The organism is Marinobacter sp. DY40_1A1 (genome assembly GCF_016597815.1).
Taxonomy (GTDB): domain Bacteria; phylum Pseudomonadota; class Gammaproteobacteria; order Pseudomonadales; family Oleiphilaceae; genus Marinobacter; species Marinobacter xiaoshiensis.
This window is the reverse complement of the sequence record NZ_VCHA01000006.1, coordinates 206,178-225,375: the sequence shown is the minus strand read 5'-3', so window position 1 is coordinate 225,375 and position 19,198 is coordinate 206,178. Positions and strand designations below refer to the sequence as shown.

17 protein-coding genes and 1 tRNA gene are annotated in these 19,198 nt (G+C 55.3%); 15 read left to right on the top strand and 3 right to left on the bottom strand.

Annotated features, from left to right (window positions below):
- Window positions 1-27: 27 nt before the first annotated feature.
- From dksA to pgi, 10 genes are all read left to right on the top strand, one after another.
- Window positions 28-468, top strand: coding sequence for an RNA polymerase-binding protein DksA (dksA, locus tag FFI61_RS16000; protein ID WP_200203589.1), 441 nt, complete (start codon window positions 28-30; stop codon window positions 466-468).
- A gap of 63 nt (window positions 469-531) precedes the next feature.
- Window positions 532-1,407, top strand: coding sequence for a tRNA glutamyl-Q(34) synthetase GluQRS (gluQRS, locus tag FFI61_RS15995; protein ID WP_200371711.1), 876 nt, complete (start codon window positions 532-534; stop codon window positions 1,405-1,407).
- 50 nt (window positions 1,408-1,457) lie between these two features.
- Window positions 1,458-1,634 carry a hypothetical protein gene (locus tag FFI61_RS15990; protein WP_200203579.1) on the top strand — a complete coding sequence of 59 codons (177 nt, stop codon included), beginning with the start codon at window positions 1,458-1,460 and terminating at the stop codon, window positions 1,632-1,634.
- The gene (locus FFI61_RS15985) at window positions 1,624-4,587 is read left to right on the top strand and encodes an ATP-binding protein (RefSeq protein WP_227714988.1); all 2,964 of its coding nucleotides are present in this window, start codon (window positions 1,624-1,626) and stop codon (window positions 4,585-4,587) included. The genes FFI61_RS15990 and FFI61_RS15985 overlap by 11 nt, the downstream gene beginning before the upstream one ends.
- A 7-nt stretch (window positions 4,588-4,594) precedes the next feature.
- Entirely contained in the window at window positions 4,595-5,989 is a 1,395-nt protein-coding gene (locus FFI61_RS15980) for a sigma-54-dependent transcriptional regulator (RefSeq protein WP_200371710.1), read from the top strand.
- Window positions 5,990-6,690: 701 nt separating this feature from the next.
- Entirely contained in the window at window positions 6,691-8,073 is a 1,383-nt protein-coding gene (gene pcnB / locus FFI61_RS15975) for a polynucleotide adenylyltransferase PcnB (RefSeq protein WP_227714987.1), read from the top strand.
- Entirely contained in the window at window positions 8,073-8,570 is a 498-nt protein-coding gene (gene folK / locus FFI61_RS15970; RefSeq protein WP_200371709.1) for a 2-amino-4-hydroxy-6-hydroxymethyldihydropteridine diphosphokinase, read from the top strand. Before pcnB ends, folK (FFI61_RS15970) begins: the two co-directional genes overlap by 1 nt.
- 72 nt (window positions 8,571-8,642) lie before the next feature.
- Window positions 8,643-9,437: a 3-methyl-2-oxobutanoate hydroxymethyltransferase gene (panB, locus tag FFI61_RS15965; RefSeq protein ID WP_227714986.1), complete on the top strand. Its 795-nt coding sequence runs from the start codon at window positions 8,643-8,645 to the stop codon at window positions 9,435-9,437.
- A complete protein-coding gene (panC, locus tag FFI61_RS15960; protein ID WP_200203574.1) occupies window positions 9,434-10,282 on the top strand; it encodes a pantoate--beta-alanine ligase in 849 nt (282 codons plus the stop codon). Before panB ends, panC begins: the two co-directional genes overlap by 4 nt.
- Window positions 10,283-10,317: 35 nt before the next feature.
- Window positions 10,318-11,979 carry a glucose-6-phosphate isomerase gene (gene pgi / locus FFI61_RS15955; protein WP_200371732.1) on the top strand — a complete coding sequence of 554 codons (1,662 nt, stop codon included), beginning with the start codon at window positions 10,318-10,320 and terminating at the stop codon, window positions 11,977-11,979.
- Here pgi and folK (FFI61_RS15950) read toward each other — a convergent pair.
- Both folK (FFI61_RS15950) and folB read right to left on the bottom strand, forming a co-directional pair.
- Window positions 11,962-12,486 carry a 2-amino-4-hydroxy-6-hydroxymethyldihydropteridine diphosphokinase gene (gene folK / locus FFI61_RS15950; RefSeq protein ID WP_200203571.1) on the bottom strand — a complete coding sequence of 175 codons (525 nt, stop codon included), beginning with the start codon at window positions 12,484-12,486 and terminating at the stop codon, window positions 11,962-11,964. The genes pgi and folK (FFI61_RS15950) overlap by 18 nt on opposite strands.
- A complete protein-coding gene (gene folB / locus FFI61_RS15945) occupies window positions 12,479-12,856 on the bottom strand; it encodes a dihydroneopterin aldolase (RefSeq protein ID WP_227714984.1) in 378 nt (125 codons plus the stop codon). The genes folK (FFI61_RS15950) and folB overlap by 8 nt, the downstream gene beginning before the upstream one ends.
- Before the next feature lie 140 nt (window positions 12,857-12,996).
- On the opposite strand from folB, the gene plsY reads away from it, so the two are divergent.
- On the top strand, window positions 12,997-13,587 hold the full coding sequence (plsY, locus tag FFI61_RS15940; RefSeq protein WP_200371708.1) for a glycerol-3-phosphate 1-O-acyltransferase PlsY: 591 nt from the start codon (window positions 12,997-12,999) through the stop codon (window positions 13,585-13,587).
- Window position 13,588: 1 nt separating this feature from the next.
- Here the strand turns inward: plsY and tsaD are convergent, their stop codons facing one another.
- Complete coding sequence (gene tsaD, locus FFI61_RS15935; protein WP_200203566.1) at window positions 13,589-14,647, bottom strand: tRNA (adenosine(37)-N6)-threonylcarbamoyltransferase complex transferase subunit TsaD; 1,059 nt, start codon at window positions 14,645-14,647, stop codon at window positions 13,589-13,591.
- Between the two features lie 240 nt (window positions 14,648-14,887).
- Between tsaD and rpsU the strand changes: the two genes are divergently transcribed.
- From rpsU to FFI61_RS15915, 4 genes are all read left to right on the top strand, one after another.
- Entirely contained in the window at window positions 14,888-15,103 is a 216-nt protein-coding gene (gene rpsU / locus FFI61_RS15930; protein ID WP_072794797.1) for a 30S ribosomal protein S21, read from the top strand.
- Window positions 15,104-15,253: 150 nt separating this feature from the next.
- On the top strand, window positions 15,254-16,990 hold the full coding sequence (gene dnaG / locus FFI61_RS15925; protein WP_200371707.1) for a DNA primase: 1,737 nt from the start codon (window positions 15,254-15,256) through the stop codon (window positions 16,988-16,990).
- Window positions 16,991-17,098: 108 nt separating this feature from the next.
- The gene (rpoD, locus tag FFI61_RS15920) at window positions 17,099-18,952 is read left to right on the top strand and encodes an RNA polymerase sigma factor RpoD (protein WP_200203556.1); all 1,854 of its coding nucleotides are present in this window, start codon (window positions 17,099-17,101) and stop codon (window positions 18,950-18,952) included.
- Window positions 18,953-19,052: 100 nt separating this feature from the next.
- A tRNA-Ile gene (locus FFI61_RS15915) sits at window positions 19,053-19,129 on the top strand.
- Window positions 19,130-19,198 lie beyond the last annotated feature (69 nt).

Below are 19,198 nucleotides of genomic sequence, written 5' to 3'. Positions count from 1 at the left end.
GAGGAATATAAAAAGAGGCCGGGTCATATGGCAACCACAGCAGACCAAACACGCGAACGTTTCACCAACTTCACCCCTTACGAAATGAAAAAGGGTGAAGACTACATGAGTGCCGACATGCGGGAGCACTTCAAAGAGTTGCTGCTGCAATGGAAGCAGGAACTTATGGAAGAAGTGGATCGCACCATGCACCACATGCAGGAAGACGCAGCAAACTACGCGGATCCCAGCGACCGCGCAACCCAGGAAGAAGAGTTCAGCCTGGAACTGCGTACCCGCGACCGTGAGCGCAAACTGATCAAGAAGATTGACCAGACCATCGATCGCATCGACAAAGACGACTACGGCTTTTGCGATCAGTGCGGTGTAGAAATAGGCACTCGTCGCCTTGAGGCGCGCCCGACAGCAACACTGTGCATCGACTGCAAAACTCTTGCCGAAATCCGCGAGCGCCAAACTGGCATCTGATACGGCAAACCCGACCTGGCCGGCGCAGCCTGATGAGGCACAGCCGGCCACTGTGTCCACTCCATGACCAAACCGCACCAATACCGGGGTCGTTTCGCCCCCTCACCCACTGGCCCACTGCACTTTGGCTCTCTGGTTACTGCTCTGGCAAGCTACCTGGAAGCCAAATCCCGGAACGGCCAATGGCTGGTCCGCATTGAGGATCTTGACCCACTGAGGGAACCTCCGGAGGCAACCGGCCAAATTCTGAACAGCCTTGACGCCCATGGGCTTTTTCCTGACGAACCGGTACTTTTTCAGTCTCGCCGTCATGCTGCCTATCAGGCAGCCACGGAGCAACTACTCAGTAAAGGTTTTGCATACCGCTGCAGTTGCTCGCGCAAACAGCTTGAAGCACATAACGGCAGACACCCTCTGCACTGCAGGGAAGGCGGCAGCAAAAATGTCAACCAGCCTTTTGCCATACGCTTTGCGCTAAAGAACGAGATTTGCCACTGGCAAGATCAGTTATTGGGACCCCAAACACAGGTTGTTCGCGCAGAAATCGACGACCCGGTGATTGTGCGCAAGGAAGGCTTTTTTGCCTATCAACTCGCAGTGGAAGTAGATGATATTGAGCAAGGCATTACTGATGTAGTCCGGGGCTCCGACCTGCTGGACATGACAGCACAGCAAATACAGGTATACCGGGCGCTGGGCGCAAAACCGCCACGATGGCTGCACATACCTGTGATTGTTAACGAACAGGGACAAAAGCTCTCCAAACAAAACCACGCACCCGCCCTGGACAACCTCACCCCGGTCAAGAACCTGTACTCCGCTTTGGTTGCTCTTAATCAGCAACCCCCTGGATTCTTGCAGCACGGGTCGGTGGACGATCTTCTTCAATGGGGCTGCACCCACTGGAATCGAAGGGCCGCTCACCTGACATCCCGGTGACTGCCGTGGTATAAAGCCATTCACAATCCTCTGCGCGGATCGCATGCCGGATGTATATCTATCGCCTGGTTTTTTTGCTGGTTCTGGCCATCTATATTTTTTCGCCCAACATTCTTGATTGGTGGACCGCACCCGGGAATGTCTGGTACAGCCCCTTTGTGATTTGGGCCGCTCTGATTGCTGTCGGCTTCTGGCTCGAATGGCGACGGGATCCCAATGAGTTTTAGCGCTCCCGGGCTACTGCTCGCCAGCCTCCTCTACCTCATGCTCCTGTTCGGCATTGCCTGGAGTACCGAACGCGGCATCATTCCCCGTCGCTGGGTACGGCACCCACTGGTATACACACTCAGCCTCGGCGTTTACGCCGGCATATGGGCAGTGTATGCCGCAGTCGGACTGGCAGCGGAATCCGGATACGGCTTCCTTGCCTATTATCTGGGTATCAGCGGTGCCTTTCTATTAGCCCCGGTACTACTTAACCCCATCATGAGAATTGGCCGGGCCTACCAGCTCACCTCCCTTGCCGATTTGTTCGCCTACCGCTATCGCAGCCAATGGGCAGGCACGCTGGTTACTCTTTGCTCAGGCCTTGCCATCCTGTCGCTTCTGAGCATGCAGATACAGGCGGTATCGACATCAGCCAGCATTCTTGCCCCGGATACTTCTCCTCACCTGATCAGCATTATGTTCAGCTTGATTGTTGTGCTCTTCGCCATGCTGTTTGGCGCAAGACGCAATCAGGAAATGGAAAACCACCCCGGCCTGGTGGTGGCCATTGCCTTTGACTCCCTGGTAAAACTGGTCGCTCTGCTAGTGATTGGCGGCGTTGTGCTTTTCAGTGTGTTTGGCGGCATGGCTGGCCTTGAAACCTGGCTGACTGACAACACCACGCCCGCAACTGCGATGTCCATGAGTATTGACGATGGCAGCTGGCGCGCACTGATGCTGATGTCGTTCGCCGGGGCGCTGGTGTTACCCCACATGTACCACATGACTTTCAGTGAAAACCCCTCACAAAAGGCACTGGCTAAAGCCAGTTGGGGACTACCGCTCTATCTCCTGCTGTTAGGCATTCCCGTACCACTGATTCTTTGGGGTGGCCAGGAACTGGCTGTGACCACTGGCCCCAACTTCTACAGTCTGGGCATTGCCCAGGCCCTTGAAAGCCCGGTACTGACAATGTTCATGTACATTGCAGGCCTGTCGGCCGCCAGTGGCCTGATGATCGTAAGCACTCTGGCTTTGGCTGGCATGGTTCTCAACCATGTTGTCCTGCCCCTGAAAACTCCTAAAGATCAAGGCGACATCTACCGCTGGCTTCAGTGGGTCAAGCGCATGCTGATTGCCGCTATCATCTTTTTGGCTTTACTGTTTCATGAAACCCTTGGCAAGAATCTGGACTTGTCCATTCTCGGGGCAATATCCCTCGCGGGAACGCTACAGTTGCTGCCTGGCGCCTTGGGCGTCATCTACTGGCCGGAAGGGAACAGGCGAGGTCTGATTGCCGGGTTGCTAACCGGTTTGGCTATCTGGCTGATCACCTTGGTGCTGCCATTCTCCCACACCGCTAACCTGCTGGGCTGGCTGAACGCCCCCATAGTTCCGGATTATGGCAACTGGCACATCTTCACGTTTGTCAGCCTTACCGCGAACATTACCGTGTTTACCCTGACCTCGATGCTGAGCTCCAGCTCAAACGAAGAAACCAGCGCAGCCCAGGCCTGCTCCATGGGTGCCTTGTCACGCCCCCAGCGCCGCGAATTACTGGCAAGTTCGTCAGACGATTTCGAGCGCCAGTTGGCTGAGCCTCTTGGTTACGATGTTGCCAAACGCGAAATAGAGCGCGCTATCGGGCAATTGAAATTGCCGAGCGTGGAATACCGCCCCTATCAGCTGCGACGGCTGCGGGATCAGATCGAAATCAACCTGTCTGGCTTGCTTGGCCCGTCGGTCGCTCGGGATATGGTTAAGCGCCATCTTGGATTCAAACCTATGGCCCGCGGCGGCACCGCTCAGGATATTCGCTACGTAGAGCGCGCGCTCGGTGATTACCAGAACCAGCTAACAGGGCTGGCCGGAGAGCTGGACACTTTACGTCGACATTACCGGCAAACCCTTCAAAATCTGCCTATTCCTGCCTGTTCCGTTGGTGAAGACGGCGAAATATTGATGTGGAACCAGGCCATTGAAGAGCTCACCGGTATTACAGCAGACGATGTAGTCGGCGCACGATTAATGGCCCTGCCCGATCATTGGCACCACCTGCTTGATGATTTCAACAAAGGTGAAGATCTGCACCGCTACAAACACCGCCTGGATCTGCGAGGCCGCCCCCACTGGCTGAACTTGCACAAAGCGGCCCTGAGCGGCCCTGATCACCCGGATGGCGGCAGCGTCATTCTGGTGGAGGACCAAACTGAAACCCGCCTACTGGAAGATGAACTAATGCATAGCGAACGGCTGGCTTCCGTAGGGCGTTTGGCCGCAGGCGTTGCCCACGAAATAGGCAACCCGGTAACGGGTATATCTTCCCTTGCCCAGAACCTGAAGCTGGAAACTGACAACCCGGACATCCTTGAGACCGCCAGTCAGATCCAACAGCAGACACGCCGCATATCAGCCATTTTACAATCGCTAATGAACTTCGCCCGCACGGGCAATCATTCCAGAACCAACCGGTATGAGCCTGTAAGCATCCGCCGCTGTGTAGATGAAGCCAGTAACCTCCTCTCCCTCAGCGATAAAGGAATGGGCATAAGCTACATAAATGACTGCCCCGACACGCTGCAGGTTCTGGGCGACGAACAACGGCTTGTACAGGTCTTTGTCAACCTGTTGGCCAACGCCCGTGATGCCTCACCCGATGGTGGCTCAATCCAGGTGACTGGCAAGCAAGATGGCTACTCGGCTATCATCGAGATCATTGATCAGGGCTCGGGCATACCCGCAGACCAGCTTGATCATGTATTCGAGCCCTTCTATACAACCAAGGCATCCAACAAAGGAACGGGCCTTGGTCTGTCACTGGTGTACAGCATTATTGAAGAGCATTATGGGAATATTCAGGTTGAAAGCCCTGCCAATACCCAAACCGGGCTTGGCACCTGCGTACGATTGAAGTTGCCTGCTTACGAGCCGGAGACAGACTCCGCCACCACTCGCCCGAACGAAAGGTTCTGAGACTGCCATGCCCCGTATTTTGATCGTGGAAGATGAAGACATTATTCGCTCCGCTGTTCGCAAACTGCTGTTACACGCGGGCTATGAGGTTGAAGATGTCGGCTCGGTGGAAGAAGCCGAACAAAACCACGATCCTGACCAGTTCGACCTGATCATTTCAGACCTGCGCCTCCCCGGGGCTGCTGGTACCGAGCTGATCAACCGTGCGCCAAACACACCCGTGTTAATCATGACCAGCTACGCCAGCCTGCGCTCAGCAGTGGACTCCATGAAAATGGGTGCCGTGGAATATATCGCCAAGCCTTTTGACCACGATGAAATGCTGGCCGCCGTAGAAAGCATTCTTGCCCGCACTGCCCCCACGCCCAATGGAAACCAAGGCACCCCAACGGCAACAGAAAACAGTGACCCGGCCAGCATCATGTACGGCCAATGCGAGCCTATGCAAAGGGTGTTCACGCTTATTCGCAAGGTAGCACCAACCGAGACAACCGTACTGGTTCAGGGGGAGTCGGGTACCGGTAAAGAGCTCGTGGCCCGCGCACTTCATCTTCTCAGTCCCCGTGCTACAAAACCGCTGATCTCGGTAAACTGCGCGGCCATTCCCGAAAGCCTCATCGAATCCGAACTGTTCGGACATGAAAAAGGCGCTTTCACCGGCGCAGTGTCCGCCAGAACCGGCCTGATCGAAGCTGCGGATGGCGGCAGTTTGTTCCTGGACGAAATTGGTGAGTTGCCTGCGGAGGCGCAGGCACGCTTGCTACGAGTTCTGCAGGAAGGCGAAATTCGCAAGGTGGGCTCAACCCAGAGCCAAAAAGTGAATGTGCGCATGATAGCGGCCACCCACCGAAACCTGAAAGCAATGACCCGCACCGGAGAGTTCCGGGAAGACCTCTACTATCGCCTGAACGTAATGCAGATACGGATTCCGCCGCTGCGTGACCGCCAGAGCGATATTCTGGGCCTTGCCCGTCGCTTTCTAGTCACCCAGGGCAGCAAAGTGGGCCGACCCAACCTGAACCTGAGCCCCGAAGCCATGCGAGCACTTGAACGGCACCGCTGGCCGGGTAATGTTCGGGAGTTGGAGAATGCCATCGAGCGCGCCAGCATCCTCAGCGATGGGGACATCATTACGCCGTCGCTGCTGGATCTCGATAGTGAGGGTGGTGATGAGTACATCCCCGAATCATTGGTAGCAGGCAACAATGAGCAACTCCAGGCTCGGGAACCCGATAGTGCAAACGACCTGTCCCTCGAAGACTACTTTCAGCATTTTGTACTGGAAAACCAGGATCGCATGAGTGAAACAGAGCTGGCTCAGAAGTTGGGCATTAGCCGGAAATCCCTGTGGGAACGGCGACAGCGCCTTGGCATTCCGCGGAAGAAGACCTCTGGCAACTGACCTCCCGCAAAGGTCGAGCCCCTCCACCGTCAAGCCATAGTATGAACCGCCACTCAGATGTTACCGCATGTTCCTCTTGGTAACACTTCCCAGAGAAAGCACAGCTAGTGGGTAACACTTATATCGAGTACGGGGTAACACTTACATCATGAAAACCCCCAACCATCTGTTAATTAACGATATTTAAATTTTGGCACAGCAGCTGCACTCTATTTAAGCGCACGACAACAAAAACAACAGTGACAATGCAGCGCCTCAACAAAAACAAAAAGCTGCGGGAATGCGTTCAGCAACAAAAACAAAAATAGAACGTGAGCGAACTGAGTGTTTTGGGTACTTTGCTTTTTTGGTAGTCCCTTGGCTTGTGTGAGTTGTAGAGATGCAGAGAAGAATCACCCTTGAGGTGACGCAGCACCTACCAATAACTTGCTCGATGTCTTTGACTGCTCATTGTGTTCAAAGCTTTCCGTTTGCACTACTGAGAAGCCCTGGTTTTGGGGATACACAGTGGGGTAAAAAAACGAAGAAAAATCCCGAACAAAAATAAAAACAATGCAGATCGTCAACGTTTTGAGGGCGGATTCGTGTAAGCGAATCCGCCTTTTGATTATTCGGGGTATGCAAGATTCCACGGCAAACGTGTGCAAATCCTGCTCAAACCGTTAAACTCTCGGTTTTGCTCAACGCAACCACGGATTTCAATGTCAAAAACACTTTCCTCTATTTTCGAGCAATCCGTCGATAAGCTCCGCTCCTTCATCCCCGGCAACGGGAAGAAAAAGGCTCGAGCCTACCAACGACGCGAGATTCCCAGGGATCAGCACAACGTCTCACGTTCTGTTATCAGTGAGCCCGCCAAGAAGGTTCTCAGCCGACTCAATAACTCCGGCTATGAGGCATACCTTGTTGGCGGAGGCGTACGCGACGCGCTCCTTGGACGACAGCCCAAAGATTTTGACATAGCCACCAACGCCACCCCGGAGGAAGTGCACGACCTGTTCCGCAACTCCCGACTCATAGGCCGGCGCTTTCGGATCGTTCACGTTGTTTTCGGGCGCGAGGTTATCGAAGTAACTACCTTCCGCGGCAATGCGACAGACGCAGATGACAGCAACACGGATGATGATCGCAAAACCAGCGAGCATGGCCTGTTACTGCGAGACAATGTTTACGGCAACCTCGAAGAAGATGCACTGCGCCGGGACTTCACCGTCAACGCACTTTATTACTGCATCCGGAACTTTACCGTTGTCGACTTTGCAAACGGCATGGAAGATCTCCAAAACCGGCAACTCCGGCTAATTGGCGACCCCGAAACCCGCTACCGCGAAGACCCTGTGCGCATGCTTCGCGCAATCCGCTTCGCCGCAAAGATGGATTTTGACATTGAGCCCGAAACAGAAGCACCCATTCGGGCACTGGCACCATTACTGACTCACATCCCACCAGCGCGCTTGTTTGAAGAAGTTCTGAAGCTGTTTTCAGCCGGCTACGGCGAAGCAACCTACGAGCTTCTCAGCCACTACAACCTGCTGGAACCACTATTTCCTGAAACCGTAAAAGCCATCGAAGCCGGGGAGTCGGATGAACTGATTCGTCAGGCATTGCGCAATACCGACAGCCGTATAGCCCAAGGGAAGTCCGTCACACCCTACTTTTTGTTTGCCGCCATGCTCTGGCCTGCGCTGCAAAGAGAATGGAACCACCGCCAGGATAACGGCGACCCGGTGCAGCCAGCTCTGCACGGTGCAATCGGCAAGGTCATTGGCCGCCAGGTACAGGCAACGTCTATACCCAAGCGTTTTTCTGGCCCCATGAAGGAAATCTGGGAACTCCAGATGCGCCTGCCCCGCCGCCAAGGCAAGCGAGCGTTTGTAACCATGAGCCACCCAAGATTCCGCGCCGCCTACGACTTCCTGCTGGTCAGGGAAGATTGTGGTGAGATCGAGCCAGGTCTGGGCCAGTGGTGGACAGAGTTTCAGCGTATGGACGAGCGTGGCCAAGAGCGCATGCTTTCAGAACTCAGCAGCGACGCCCCTAAAAAGCGCCGTCGCCGCAAACCGGTAAAGCGGCCTGCACCCTGATGAAAACCGATGCCTTCATTGGCCTGGGCAGTAATCTGCAAGAGCCCGTCGCCCAGCTGGCAAGGGCGGTTGCAGAACTGGCCGCCCTACCCACGACAACACTGGTCGCACAATCGCCCTTTTACGCCAGTAGCCCTGTCGGCCCCCAGGATCAGCCAGATTTCGTGAACGGTACCGCGTGGATTTCCACCGAACTTGAGCCCCACGCCCTGCTCGATCAACTTCAGGCCATTGAACAGGCCCACGGGCGGGAACGGCTGGAACATTGGGGGCCCCGCACGCTTGATCTTGACCTGCTGATATTCGGCAACCAGGTTCTGGATGACGACCGGCTTACCGTTCCCCACCGAGAGCTCCCCAACCGGGATTTTGTCCTTCACCCGCTTTTGGACCTGAATCCGGACCTGAAGTTGCCTGACGGCACCACAATCGCTAACTTGAGGGCACAATGCCCTGACAACCGGTTGCGCAAACTTCCACCTCGGGATTACCCTTAGCAGTTACATAGCAACTAAACGCCGGTCATCCCGGCACGGTCTTGGCCCACCTACCCAAAAGGCAAGGATATTATGGCTGTTACCATCAACACCCTGCTGGAATACAAACAAAAGGGCGAAGCCTTCTCCGCCCTCACCTCTTATGACTCTACCTTTGCTCAGGTAGTGAGCGAAGCCGGTGTGGACGTTATTCTGATCGGCGACTCGCTGGGCATGGTGCTTCAAGGCCACGACAGCACCTTGCCCGTAACCATGGATCAGATCGTATATCACGTTAGCTGTGTAGCCAAAGGCAACCGCGGCTCGCTGATCATGGCCGACATGCCTTTCATGAGTTATGGCACTGTAGAGGCAGCCCTTGAAAATGCGGCAGAACTCATGCGCGCTGGCGCCCACATGGTCAAACTGGAAGGCACCGACTGGATGAAAGACACCATCAGCGCGTTGAGCGAGCGAGCTGTACCGGTATGCGCGCACTTGGGCCTAACCCCTCAGTTCGTCAATAAATTTGGCGGCTACAAGGTTCAAGGTCGCGATGAAAATGCCGCGGAGTTGATGATCAACCACGCTTGCGAGCTGGTAGCAGCCGGCGCTGACGTTATTCTGTTGGAATGTGTTCCTGCACCGCTGGCCGCCCGCATTGCCAAAGCTGTTACAGCACCTGTGATCGGCATTGGTGCCGGCGCAGATACCGATGGCCAGATTCTGGTGCTGCACGACATGCTGGGAGTTACCACAGGCAGAAAGCCACGGTTTGTGAAAAATTTCCTGGCAGAGACTGACTCTATTCAGGAAGCCATTGCCGCCTACGATAAAGCCGTACGTGAGCGCACCTTCCCCGCCGAGGAGCATACGTTCAAGGCATGAGAACCGTCCATTCATTGAAAGAGCTGCGCGCCATCCTCCGCGGTTACCGCCAGCAGGAAAAAACCATTGGCCTGGTGCCTACCATGGGCAACCTGCATGAGGGGCATATCTCACTGGTTCGCAAAGCTGCCGAAGCAGCAGACGTTGTGGTCACCAGTATCTTCGTGAACCCGATGCAGTTTGGTGCCAACGAAGATCTGGACACCTACCCACGCACCCTGATCGATGATCAGAACAAACTCGATGAAGCGGGAAACACTCTGGTCTTTGCACCCTCTGCGGAAGAAGTTTACCCGGACGGTCTTGCCCGGCACACCCGTGTCATAGTTCCTGATGTCAGTGATGGCCACTGCGGGGCCAGCCGCTCAGGGCACTTTGAAGGCGTTGCAACGGTGGTTTCTGTCTTGTTCAACATGATCCAGCCGGATTTCGCCGTATTCGGCGAAAAAGATTTTCAGCAGCTGGCGGTAATTCGCAAGATGGTGCGAGACTTGATGATTCCGGTTGAAGTCATCGGCGCACCCACTGTGCGGGAAGATGACGGCCTGGCCAAAAGCTCACGTAATGGCTACCTCTCTGCAGAAGACCGCAAGACTGCGCCGGTTATATACCAAGTGCTGCAGGCTACTGCAGCCAAGATTGTTGATGGGCGCGATGACTTCCTCGCACTCGCACAAGAGGCCGGTGAAAGCCTGGGGGCAGCCGGGCTGCGCCTTGATTACTTCAACATTGCAAACAGCCAGACTCTGAAGCCCGCCACGCAGGAAGACAGGGAAGTGACACTGCTGGCTGCCGCTTATCTTGGTTCCACCCGACTGATTGATAACATCTCAGTAACCCGCTGAAGCCTTATGCCAAAATACCAGGAAAGGACTCTATGATGATTTCGCCAGACGCTGCATTGACATCGTCTCCCGAATGGCAGGCGCTAGTGGTATGCAGGGAAAGCCTGCAAAACTGCCCCATGAAGACGCTTTTTGTGGATGACCCGGAGCGAGCAAGCCGGTATTTCATTGAAGGTGCCGGCCTCTCTCTGGATTTTTCCAGAAACCGGCTTACCGATGAGTCCCTTGGCGCACTGATGGCTCTGGCACGCAGTCGGAAGCTTGAAGATCGCAGGGCCGCCTTACTGCGCGGCGACAAGGTGAACATTACCGAGGGCCGCCCAGCACTGCACACAGCGCTGCGCAACCCCGGAACAGACACTCTTGTTGTCGGCGGCCAGGATGTAATTGCGGAAGTGAACGCCACTCTGGATCGTATGGAGACGTTCGTAACGGAGGTGCTGAACCACTCGCGCACCGGTTATACCGGCAAGGCGTTCACCGACGTAGTCAGCATTGGCATTGGCGGCTCGTTTCTGGGCCCCAAGCTGGTCACCGAAGCGCTACAGCCGTATCGGACACCCGGCATTCGCTGCCACTATGTGGCCAACATTGACGGCACAGAAATCAGCGAAACCCTGGCAAAAGTACATCCTGAAACCACTCTTTTTCTGGTTCAGTCGAAATCCTTTGGCACCAGAGAGACGCTGGAAAACAGCAAAGTCGCGCGAAAGTGGTTTATAGAGTGCAGCGGTAACGAGCAGGCTGTCGCCAGCCACTTTATGGCGGTTACTGCCAACGTAAATGCCGCACAGAAATTCGGCATAGACCCTGACAACGTATTCCCCATGTGGGACTGGGTTGGTGGCCGATACTCACTTTGGTCGGCGATTGGGTTGCCTGTAGCACTCTCCATTGGAATGGATAACTTCCGGGCTCTGCTCGCTGGCGCCCACGCCATGGACACCCATTTCAGGGACACTCCCCTGGAAAAGAATCTACCCGTTGTGATGGCCATGCTGGGCATCTGGTACAGCAATTTCTGGGGCGCGGAAACCCACGCCATACTGCCCTACGACCACTACCTGCGCAGCTTGCCAGATCACCTTCAGCAACTGGATATGGAAAGCAGCGGCAAACGGGTTAATCAACAAGGCGAGCCTCTGAACTACCACTCAGGCCCTGTCATCTGGGGCGGTGTAGGTGCCAATGGCCAGCACGCTTACCACCAACTGATTCACCAAGGCACCCGGTTGATTTCGGCCGACTTCATAATTCCTCTGCAAACCCACAACCCGGTTGCGACCCATCATGCCGACTTGTTCGCCAACTGCCTGGGCCAGTCCCGGGCCATGATGGCCGGCAAAACACTGGAAGAAGCTAAAGCGGAACTGGCAGCCAGCGGTCTGACGGAAGCAGAAGTTGACCGCCTCGCGCCACATAAGGTGATCCCTGGCAATCAGCCCAGCAACACGCTGATGATGAGCAAAGTAACTCCGGAAACCGTCGGCGCGCTGATCGCCCTGTATGAACACCGAACCTTTGTGCAGGGCGTTATCTGGGACCTTGATTCGTTTGATCAGTGGGGAGTCGAGCTGGGCAAGAAGCTGGGTGAAAACATTCGGCCAAGACTGCTTGGGGCAGAAAAGTCAGATGAGGCAACTGACAGCGCTACAGACAACCTGATAGCGCTATTCCGCTCAGCAAACAGCGGTTGAAATCACCCTGCCCTGCCAGCTGAAGTTAACCGGCCAGAGCTTCTGGCCGGTATTATAAGCCTGCCAAAGCTCAAGGTAGCTCTTGCGGCATATAGGGTGCTTCACTCCCGGGGCAATATCTGCCAGGGGCCGCAACACAAACGCGTTTTTAAGTATCTCGCTCCTGGGTAATTCCACGCCATCGAGACGACCTACTGCCTCCCCATAGGTCAGAATATCCAGATCCAGCGTTCTCGCGCTGAACTTGGGAGCTTCCGGTCGTCGACCGTTTTCGGCCTCCAGCTGCTTGAAGTGCTGCGAAAGCTCACCCACTGCGAGATTGGTCTTCACGCCCACCACCAGGTTCAGGAATGGCGAACCATCAAACCCTACCGCTTCGCTCTCATACACCGGAGAAATCTCCAGCTCACCAAACCAGCCTGCCAGAGCATCCAGAGCCGCTTTCACATAGCGCTCGCGGTCGATATTGCTGCCGACACTGATATATACAGGAACCTGATCAGGCATTACCGGGTACTCCTTTGCATGCAGTCCGTTCAATGCAAACACCGACAGATCGGGCTGCAGGCACAGCTCCGGGCTTGCGCAGCGTTAACCTCAGCCAGCCAATTCCGAACTCTCTTTGCAGTTTCTCTGCAAGAACCTCGGCACCGTGCTCCAGCAGCTTTGGTTTGAGCTCTTTCAGACAGTGCTCTACACACTCACTGACCGATGCGTAATCAAGCGCATCCGTGACATCATCAGACGCACCGGGAATTCGGTTATCCCAAGACATTTCGAGATCTACAACCAGAGCCTGGGTTACATCGCGCTCCCAGTCGTATACTCCTACCACGGTTTCTACAACCAGGCCTTCGATCAATACGCTGTCTGCCAAGAGGGCTCCCGGGGCAATCCCACACACTGCTGATTGAATAACGTACAAACTGCGACTAATGTAACGTCGCCAGCCTGTAAATTGAGGGCCGGCATTTTCGCACATTTTACCCTCACACGTCTTCGTCTCTGAGCGCACAAATGTTCCTGAGTGACCCCGTAATAACCGTTCTGCTTTGTATGTGCGCCTACCTGGGGGGCTCAGTACTGTTTGCGCTGCCGGTATGCAAGATTTGGGGGCTGCCCGACCCTCGGGCACAGGGCTCAGGCAATCCCGGGGCCACCAATGTTTATCGCACCGGGGGCTGGCGCCCGGCACTGATTACTCTGACACTGGATGCCGCCAAAGGCTGGCTGCCAGTCTGGCTCGCATATAATGCAGGTCTCTCTGCCTTGACTCAGGCAATGGTGGCGCTCTTCGCGGTTACCGGGCATATGATCCCGGTGTTCTATCGATTCAAAGGGGGCAAAGGGGTTGCAACAGCCCTTGGTGCAGGCCTTGCTCTGGCTCCGGTCACCACTGCCTCCATGGCTACACTCTGGCTGCTGGTCATTTGGCGCTGGCGAATCTCGGCGTTAGCCTCTGTGATCGCCATTGTCAGCGGCCCCCTGATAAGCGCATTCATAGAACCGGAAACTCTCCCCATGTTCGGCTTGCTGGCGATCCTGGTTGTTGTGCGCCACCGCAACAACCTGATCCGGCTGGCACAAGGCCGGGAAACCAGCCTCTAGCTCATTCCACCAGCCCGTTCACCCGGGCCTCACTGAGGGGTGGCAATGTGTTCATTGGCCATCTCGGCACGGCTACAATGCGCTCTCCGTCACGCTGGCCTGCCTTCATGCGCTGGGCCCCGGCATACGCAATCATCGCTCCATTATCTGTGCAAAACTCCGGACGCGCATAAAACACATAGGCGCGGAGCTTTTCAGCCATTTTCTCCAGGCCGGCCCGCAACCGCTTGTTGGCACTTACGCCACCTGCAATCACCAGCCGGTCACAGCCAGTTTGCTCCAGCGCTCTACGGCATTTGATCACCAAGGTATCTACGGCAGCTGTTTCAAATGCCAAGGCAATGTCAGCCCGAACCTGGTCACTCAGGCCCTCCGCCGTCTTTTTCTCCCCATTGACTGTATTCAGCGTAAAGGTTTTCAAGCCACTGAAACTGAAATCCAACCCTGGACGATCGGTCATAGGCCTGGGAAAACGGTAACGGCCAGGCACGCCCTTTTCCGCCAGCGCCGCGACCCGAGGGCCACCCGGGTAATCCAGCCCCAGCATCTTTGCAGTTTTATCGAAAGCCTCACCTGCAGCGTCGTCTACCGACTCCCCAAGCATCTGGTATTCCCCTATACCATCCACCCGCACCAGCTGTGTGTGCCCTCCCGACACCAGCAAAGCAACAAACGGAAAGGCTGGCGGGTTGTCTTCCAGCATGGGAGCCAACAAATGGCCCTCCATGTGGTGTACTCCCAGCACCGGGATACCGAGAGCAAAACCCATAGCATGGGCCACCGAGCCGCCCACCATTAGCGCACCAATCAAGCCTGGCCCTGCGGTGTAGGCAATCCCGTCAATGTCGTCACGAACATGGCCAGCCTCTGCAAGCACCTGCTCACACAAGGGCAACAGTTTGCGAACGTGGTCACGGGATGCCAGCTCTGGCACTACGCCGCCATAATCAGCGTGCATATCGATCTGGCTGAACAAAGCGTGGCTCAAAAGCCCCTTTTCAGTGTCGAACAACGCAACACCGGTTTCATCACAGGAAGTCTCAATACCCAGAATCAGCATATAACCTGGCCACATAGGTTGGCGTAAATGAATAAACGAGCTGCATTTTAGCAGAAACCCGAAACTCACTGGCAGTTTCATCGAACAAACATTGACCTTGCCACGACCGAGGCGCTATCATTGCCGCCCTAAATTACGAACTGGTCGAGTTTTAGCCAATCTGACCAGGGATCGAGCCAGTCTGGCACCGCCAGATGCGCATCTAAATGAAACCGAATCTATCAGGTAGGTGATTGTCGAATGCCAGCTGTTAAAGTGAAAGAGAATGAACCGTTTGACGTAGCATTGCGTCGCTTCAAGCGCTCCTGCGAAAAAGCAGGTGTACTTTCAGAAGTACGTCGTCGTGAGCACTACGAGAAGCCGACTTCCGTTCGCAAGCGTAAAGCTGCTGCTGCCGTTAAGCGTCATCTCAAGAAGCTTCAGCGGGAACAGCGCAAGTTCGAGCGTCTGTACTGAGTTACCGCAGACGCCGCTTGACTGCAAAGCACTGATTGCCTGTACAGCCACAGGCTGCACAGAGCGACCAAGAAATGCCGCCGGGGCCTGGCTTCGGCGGCATTTTTGGCTGTTGGCCCTCGTACGCCGAGGGCCTGATGTGGAGCCATTATGAGCGGACTGATCCCCCAACGCTTTGTCGAAGACCTGCTCGACCGGGTAGATCTGGCAGAGCTGATCGGCTCGCGCATCACTCTCAAAAAGGCTGGCGCCAACTACAAGGCGTGCTGCCCGTTTCACGATGAGAAAACGCCCTCGTTCAATGTGAGGCCAGATAAAGGCTTTTATCACTGTTTTGGGTGTGGCGCCCATGGTGACGCCATAAGCTTTGTTCGTGAATTTGAAGGCTTGGGCTTTACCCATGCTGTAGAAGAGCTAGCCCGCCGAGCGGGGCTCGAAGTGCCGTACGATGAGGCGGCCAAGCATGAAATACAGCAAGCGCGCACCCTGACCGACGCACTGGACTTTGCCAGCCGCTTCTATCAATCGGCGCTTAACGGCCAGCAAGGCTCTTTCGCCCGCGACTACTTAAAGCAGCGGGGGCTGGACGACAGCATTATCAAGCAGTACCAGGTGGGCTATGCGCCTGCCACAGGCACCGCATTATTTGATGTTGCCAGCAAAGAGTTGCAGGGACCGCTGATCGAAACCGGCACCGTCTCGGACAAGTACGGCAGGCCAAGGGATCTTTTCCGCAACCGGGTCATGTTTCCTATTCGGAACAGCCGGGGTAAAACCATCGCCTTCGGCGGACGGACTCTTGGCGATGACAAAGCCAAATACATCAACTCTCCGGAGTCGGATGTATTTCACAAAAGCCGTGAAATATACGGCCTGTTTGAAGCAAAGCAGGCCCTGAAGCAGCTCGACAAGCTGCTCGTGGTAGAAGGCTACATGGACGTTATTGCCTTGGCGCAAAACGGCATTCACTACGCCGTAGCGACCTTGGGCACAGCTACGAACCAGGACAGCCTCACCGCCCTGCTGAGACAGGTACGGCATATTGTATTCTGTTTCGATGGCGACCAGGCCGGATTCCGAGCAGCCGACAAGGCCATGGAAAACGCCCTGGAACTGATGGCAGACGGGTTACACCTGCAATTCCTGATGCTGCCAGAAGGCGAAGACCCGGACACCCTGGTGCGCAAGGAAGGTCCGGATGCGTTCCAGAAGCGCATCGATGGCGCAACGCCGTTCTCGCGGTATCTGTTTGATCGTCAGAGCGAAGGGCTGGATCTTCAGCTACCAGAAAATCGGGGCGAGCTGAGGGCGAGAACGGAGCCGCTCCTGAACAAAATGCCCAGAAGCACCCTCAGGGATGCAATGTGGCACGAAATGCTTCGGCTCTGCGGGGGCCGTAGCCAGTGGCAAGGCCGTAAGCCCCAACAACAGGGCAACTGGAAAGGCGAACGCCGCGACCGGGTTACGGAAGAGCGCATCGATGTAAAGTTGAGCAAAGACAGCATCTTGTGCCTTGCCCTGCTGGAAGCGCCAGATCTGGCCACTGAAGTTACCGAACTGGCGCGCAGCTCGCGCCAATTTAATCAGGCTATGACATTTGCCGGTTTTATTCTGGAGCGAAAAATCCGGGACCGGAAATCACTTATAACAACGCTGGCAATGGATAGCCAGGCACGCGAACGGTTCTACAATCTGTTTGATGGCATTGAGCACATCCCAACCCGGGAAAGCACGCTGGCCGCAGCACGAGAACTGTTGAGCCCCAACGAAGAAGCAACAAGACAGCAAAAGCTGGCTACACTTTTACGTAACTTCGCAAATCTTACCGCCGACGAACGGCAGGAACTGCGAGAGCTTAGCGGGGGAACCCCGGAGAGCAGCACTTGAAACTTTGCGCATTGATCACCATCTAACCATTCGGTGGCAGTGCATTAGAGCGACAGCTATAATGGCTGTTTCATTTTTTATTTATTTAAGCGAGTTCACAGGGTGTCTATGTCAGGCAATTCGCAGAAATCACGTTTGAAAGACCTCATCGCACGAGGCAAGGAACAAGGCTACCTGACTTACGCCGAGGTAAACGACCACCTCCCGGAAGACATTGCCGATCCGGATCAGGTCGAAGACATCATTCGCATGATCAACGATATGGGCATTCAGGTATCCGAAGTGGCGCCGGATGCCGATACCTTGCTGATGACCGACGGTGACTCCACCGCAGACGAAGCTGCTGCCGCCGAAGCCGCCGCCGCTCTCGCCGCCGTGGAATCCGACGCCGGTCGCACCACAGACCCTGTACGCATGTATATGCGCGAAATGGGTACAGTGGAACTGCTGACCCGCGAAGGCGAGATCGTTATTGCCAAGCGCATCGAAGAAGGCATTCGCGATGTTATGGCAGCCGTAGCCCACTTCCCGGGCACCGTCGGCACCGTTATCCAGGCCTATGACCGCATCATCGAGAATGAAGGTCGTATTACCGACATCATCACAGGCTTCCTGGACCCGGACGACGCAGAACCGTTCATGCCGGAACCGCCAGCCAAGCCCGAAGCTTCCACTGACGACACATCTGACGAAGATGCAGACGACGATGCAGAAGAGGAAGAGGAAGAACCAGAAAGCGGTCCAGATCCTGAAGAAACGCGCTTGCGGTTTGAGCTGCTGAAAGAAAAGCTGGAAGTAGCAGACAAATTGCTGGCCAAGCATGGCCGGGGCGACAAGAAAACCCAGGCAGCCCTGAACGATCTGGGCTTGGTTTTCGCACCCTTCAAACTGGGCAACAAGGCGTTTGACGAGCTGGTGAACGTTGTTCGCTCAACCAACGATCTGATACGCGAAAACGAACGCGCCATCATGAAGATCTGTGTGCGCGAGTGTAAAATGCCACGCAAGGACTTCATCAAATCATTCCCGGGCAACGAAGCAAACCAGGAATGGGGCGAGAAAATCGCCAAAAGCAAAAAGCCTTACGCTTCTGCCATTAACGAGCGCATGGACGAAATCGTCCGCCTCCAAAAGCGCATCATGAACGTGCAGATTGATGTGGACCTTGATGTTGTCGACATCAAAGAGATCAACCGTCGAGTTTCTATTGGCGAGGCAAGAGCCCGCCGCGCCAAGAAAGAAATGGTTGAGGCCAACCTGCGTCTGGTTATTTCTATCGCGAAGAAATACACCAACCGCGGTCTACAGTTCCTCGACCTGATCCAGGAAGGTAACATTGGCTTGATGAAAGCCGTCGACAAGTTTGAATACCGTCGTGGCTACAAATTCTCAACTTACGCCACCTGGTGGATTCGTCAGGCCATTACTCGCTCGATAGCGGATCAGGCTCGCACCATTCGTATTCCGGTGCACATGATTGAAACCATCAACAAGCTCAATCGTATTTCTCGCCAGATGCTGCAGGAAATGGGTCGCGAACCCACTCCAGAAGAGCTGGGTGAGCGTATGGAAATGCCAGAAGACAAGATCCGCAAGGTCCTGAAGATTGCCAAAGAGCCAATCTCCATGGAAACTCCGATCGGCGATGATGAAGACAGCCATCTGGGCGACTTTATCGAAGACATCCAGGCCCTTTCGCCGGTAGATTCTGCAACGGCTGAAGGCCTGCGCGAAGCTACTCGCTCGGTTCTCGCAGGCCTTACCGCCCGTGAGTCCAAGGTACTGCGCATGCGCTTCGGCATTGAGATGAACACGGACCACACACTGGAAGAAGTCGGCAAACAGTTCGACGTAACCCGTGAGCGAATCCGCCAGATCGAAGCCAAGGCACTGCGCAAATTGCGCCACCCTTCCCGCTCCGATCACCTGCGCGGCTTTATAGACGATCAGGGCAACGGATAAAGCAGCACACAACAGTAGCGGGCGCCGCACCCCCCCGGTATAATGGCGCCCGCTTTGCTTCCCTCAAGGGAAAATACTTTCCAAACAGCGTACGCTGAACGGGCCTATAGCTCAGTTGGTTAGAGCAGAGGACTCATAATCCTTTGGTCCCTGGTTCGAGTCCAGGTGGGCCCACCATTATTTTCAACGACTTAGCCTGCTTTCGAGCAGGCTTTGTTGTATCTGGCTTTCCCCTTTCTACCTGCC

What these genes read in the sequence shown, in the direction of transcription:
- dksA (WP_200203589.1), top strand. Translation starts at nt 28, where the DNA reads ATGGCAACCACAGCAGACCAAACACGCGAACGTTTCACCAACTTCACC.
- gluQRS (WP_200371711.1), top strand. Translation starts at nt 532, where the DNA reads ATGACCAAACCGCACCAATACCGGGGTCGTTTCGCCCCCTCACCCACT.
- FFI61_RS15990 (WP_200203579.1), top strand. Translation starts at nt 1,458, where the DNA reads ATGTATATCTATCGCCTGGTTTTTTTGCTGGTTCTGGCCATCTATATT.
- FFI61_RS15985 (WP_227714988.1), top strand. Translation starts at nt 1,624, where the DNA reads ATGAGTTTTAGCGCTCCCGGGCTACTGCTCGCCAGCCTCCTCTACCTC.
- FFI61_RS15980 (WP_200371710.1), top strand. Translation starts at nt 4,595, where the DNA reads ATGCCCCGTATTTTGATCGTGGAAGATGAAGACATTATTCGCTCCGCT.
- pcnB (WP_227714987.1), top strand. Translation starts at nt 6,691, where the DNA reads ATGTCAAAAACACTTTCCTCTATTTTCGAGCAATCCGTCGATAAGCTC.
- folK (WP_200371709.1), top strand. Translation starts at nt 8,073, where the DNA reads ATGAAAACCGATGCCTTCATTGGCCTGGGCAGTAATCTGCAAGAGCCC.
- panB (WP_227714986.1), top strand. Translation starts at nt 8,643, where the DNA reads ATGGCTGTTACCATCAACACCCTGCTGGAATACAAACAAAAGGGCGAA.
- panC (WP_200203574.1), top strand. Translation starts at nt 9,434, where the DNA reads ATGAGAACCGTCCATTCATTGAAAGAGCTGCGCGCCATCCTCCGCGGT.
- pgi (WP_200371732.1), top strand. Translation starts at nt 10,318, where the DNA reads ATGATTTCGCCAGACGCTGCATTGACATCGTCTCCCGAATGGCAGGCG.
- folK (WP_200203571.1), bottom strand. Translation starts at nt 12,486, where the DNA reads ATGCCTGATCAGGTTCCTGTATATATCAGTGTCGGCAGCAATATCGAC.
- plsY (WP_200371708.1), top strand. Translation starts at nt 12,997, where the DNA reads ATGTTCCTGAGTGACCCCGTAATAACCGTTCTGCTTTGTATGTGCGCC.
- tsaD (WP_200203566.1), bottom strand. Translation starts at nt 14,647, where the DNA reads ATGCTGATTCTGGGTATTGAGACTTCCTGTGATGAAACCGGTGTTGCG.
- rpsU (WP_072794797.1), top strand. Translation starts at nt 14,888, where the DNA reads ATGCCAGCTGTTAAAGTGAAAGAGAATGAACCGTTTGACGTAGCATTG.
- dnaG (WP_200371707.1), top strand. Translation starts at nt 15,254, where the DNA reads ATGAGCGGACTGATCCCCCAACGCTTTGTCGAAGACCTGCTCGACCGG.
- rpoD (WP_200203556.1), top strand. Translation starts at nt 17,099, where the DNA reads ATGTCAGGCAATTCGCAGAAATCACGTTTGAAAGACCTCATCGCACGA.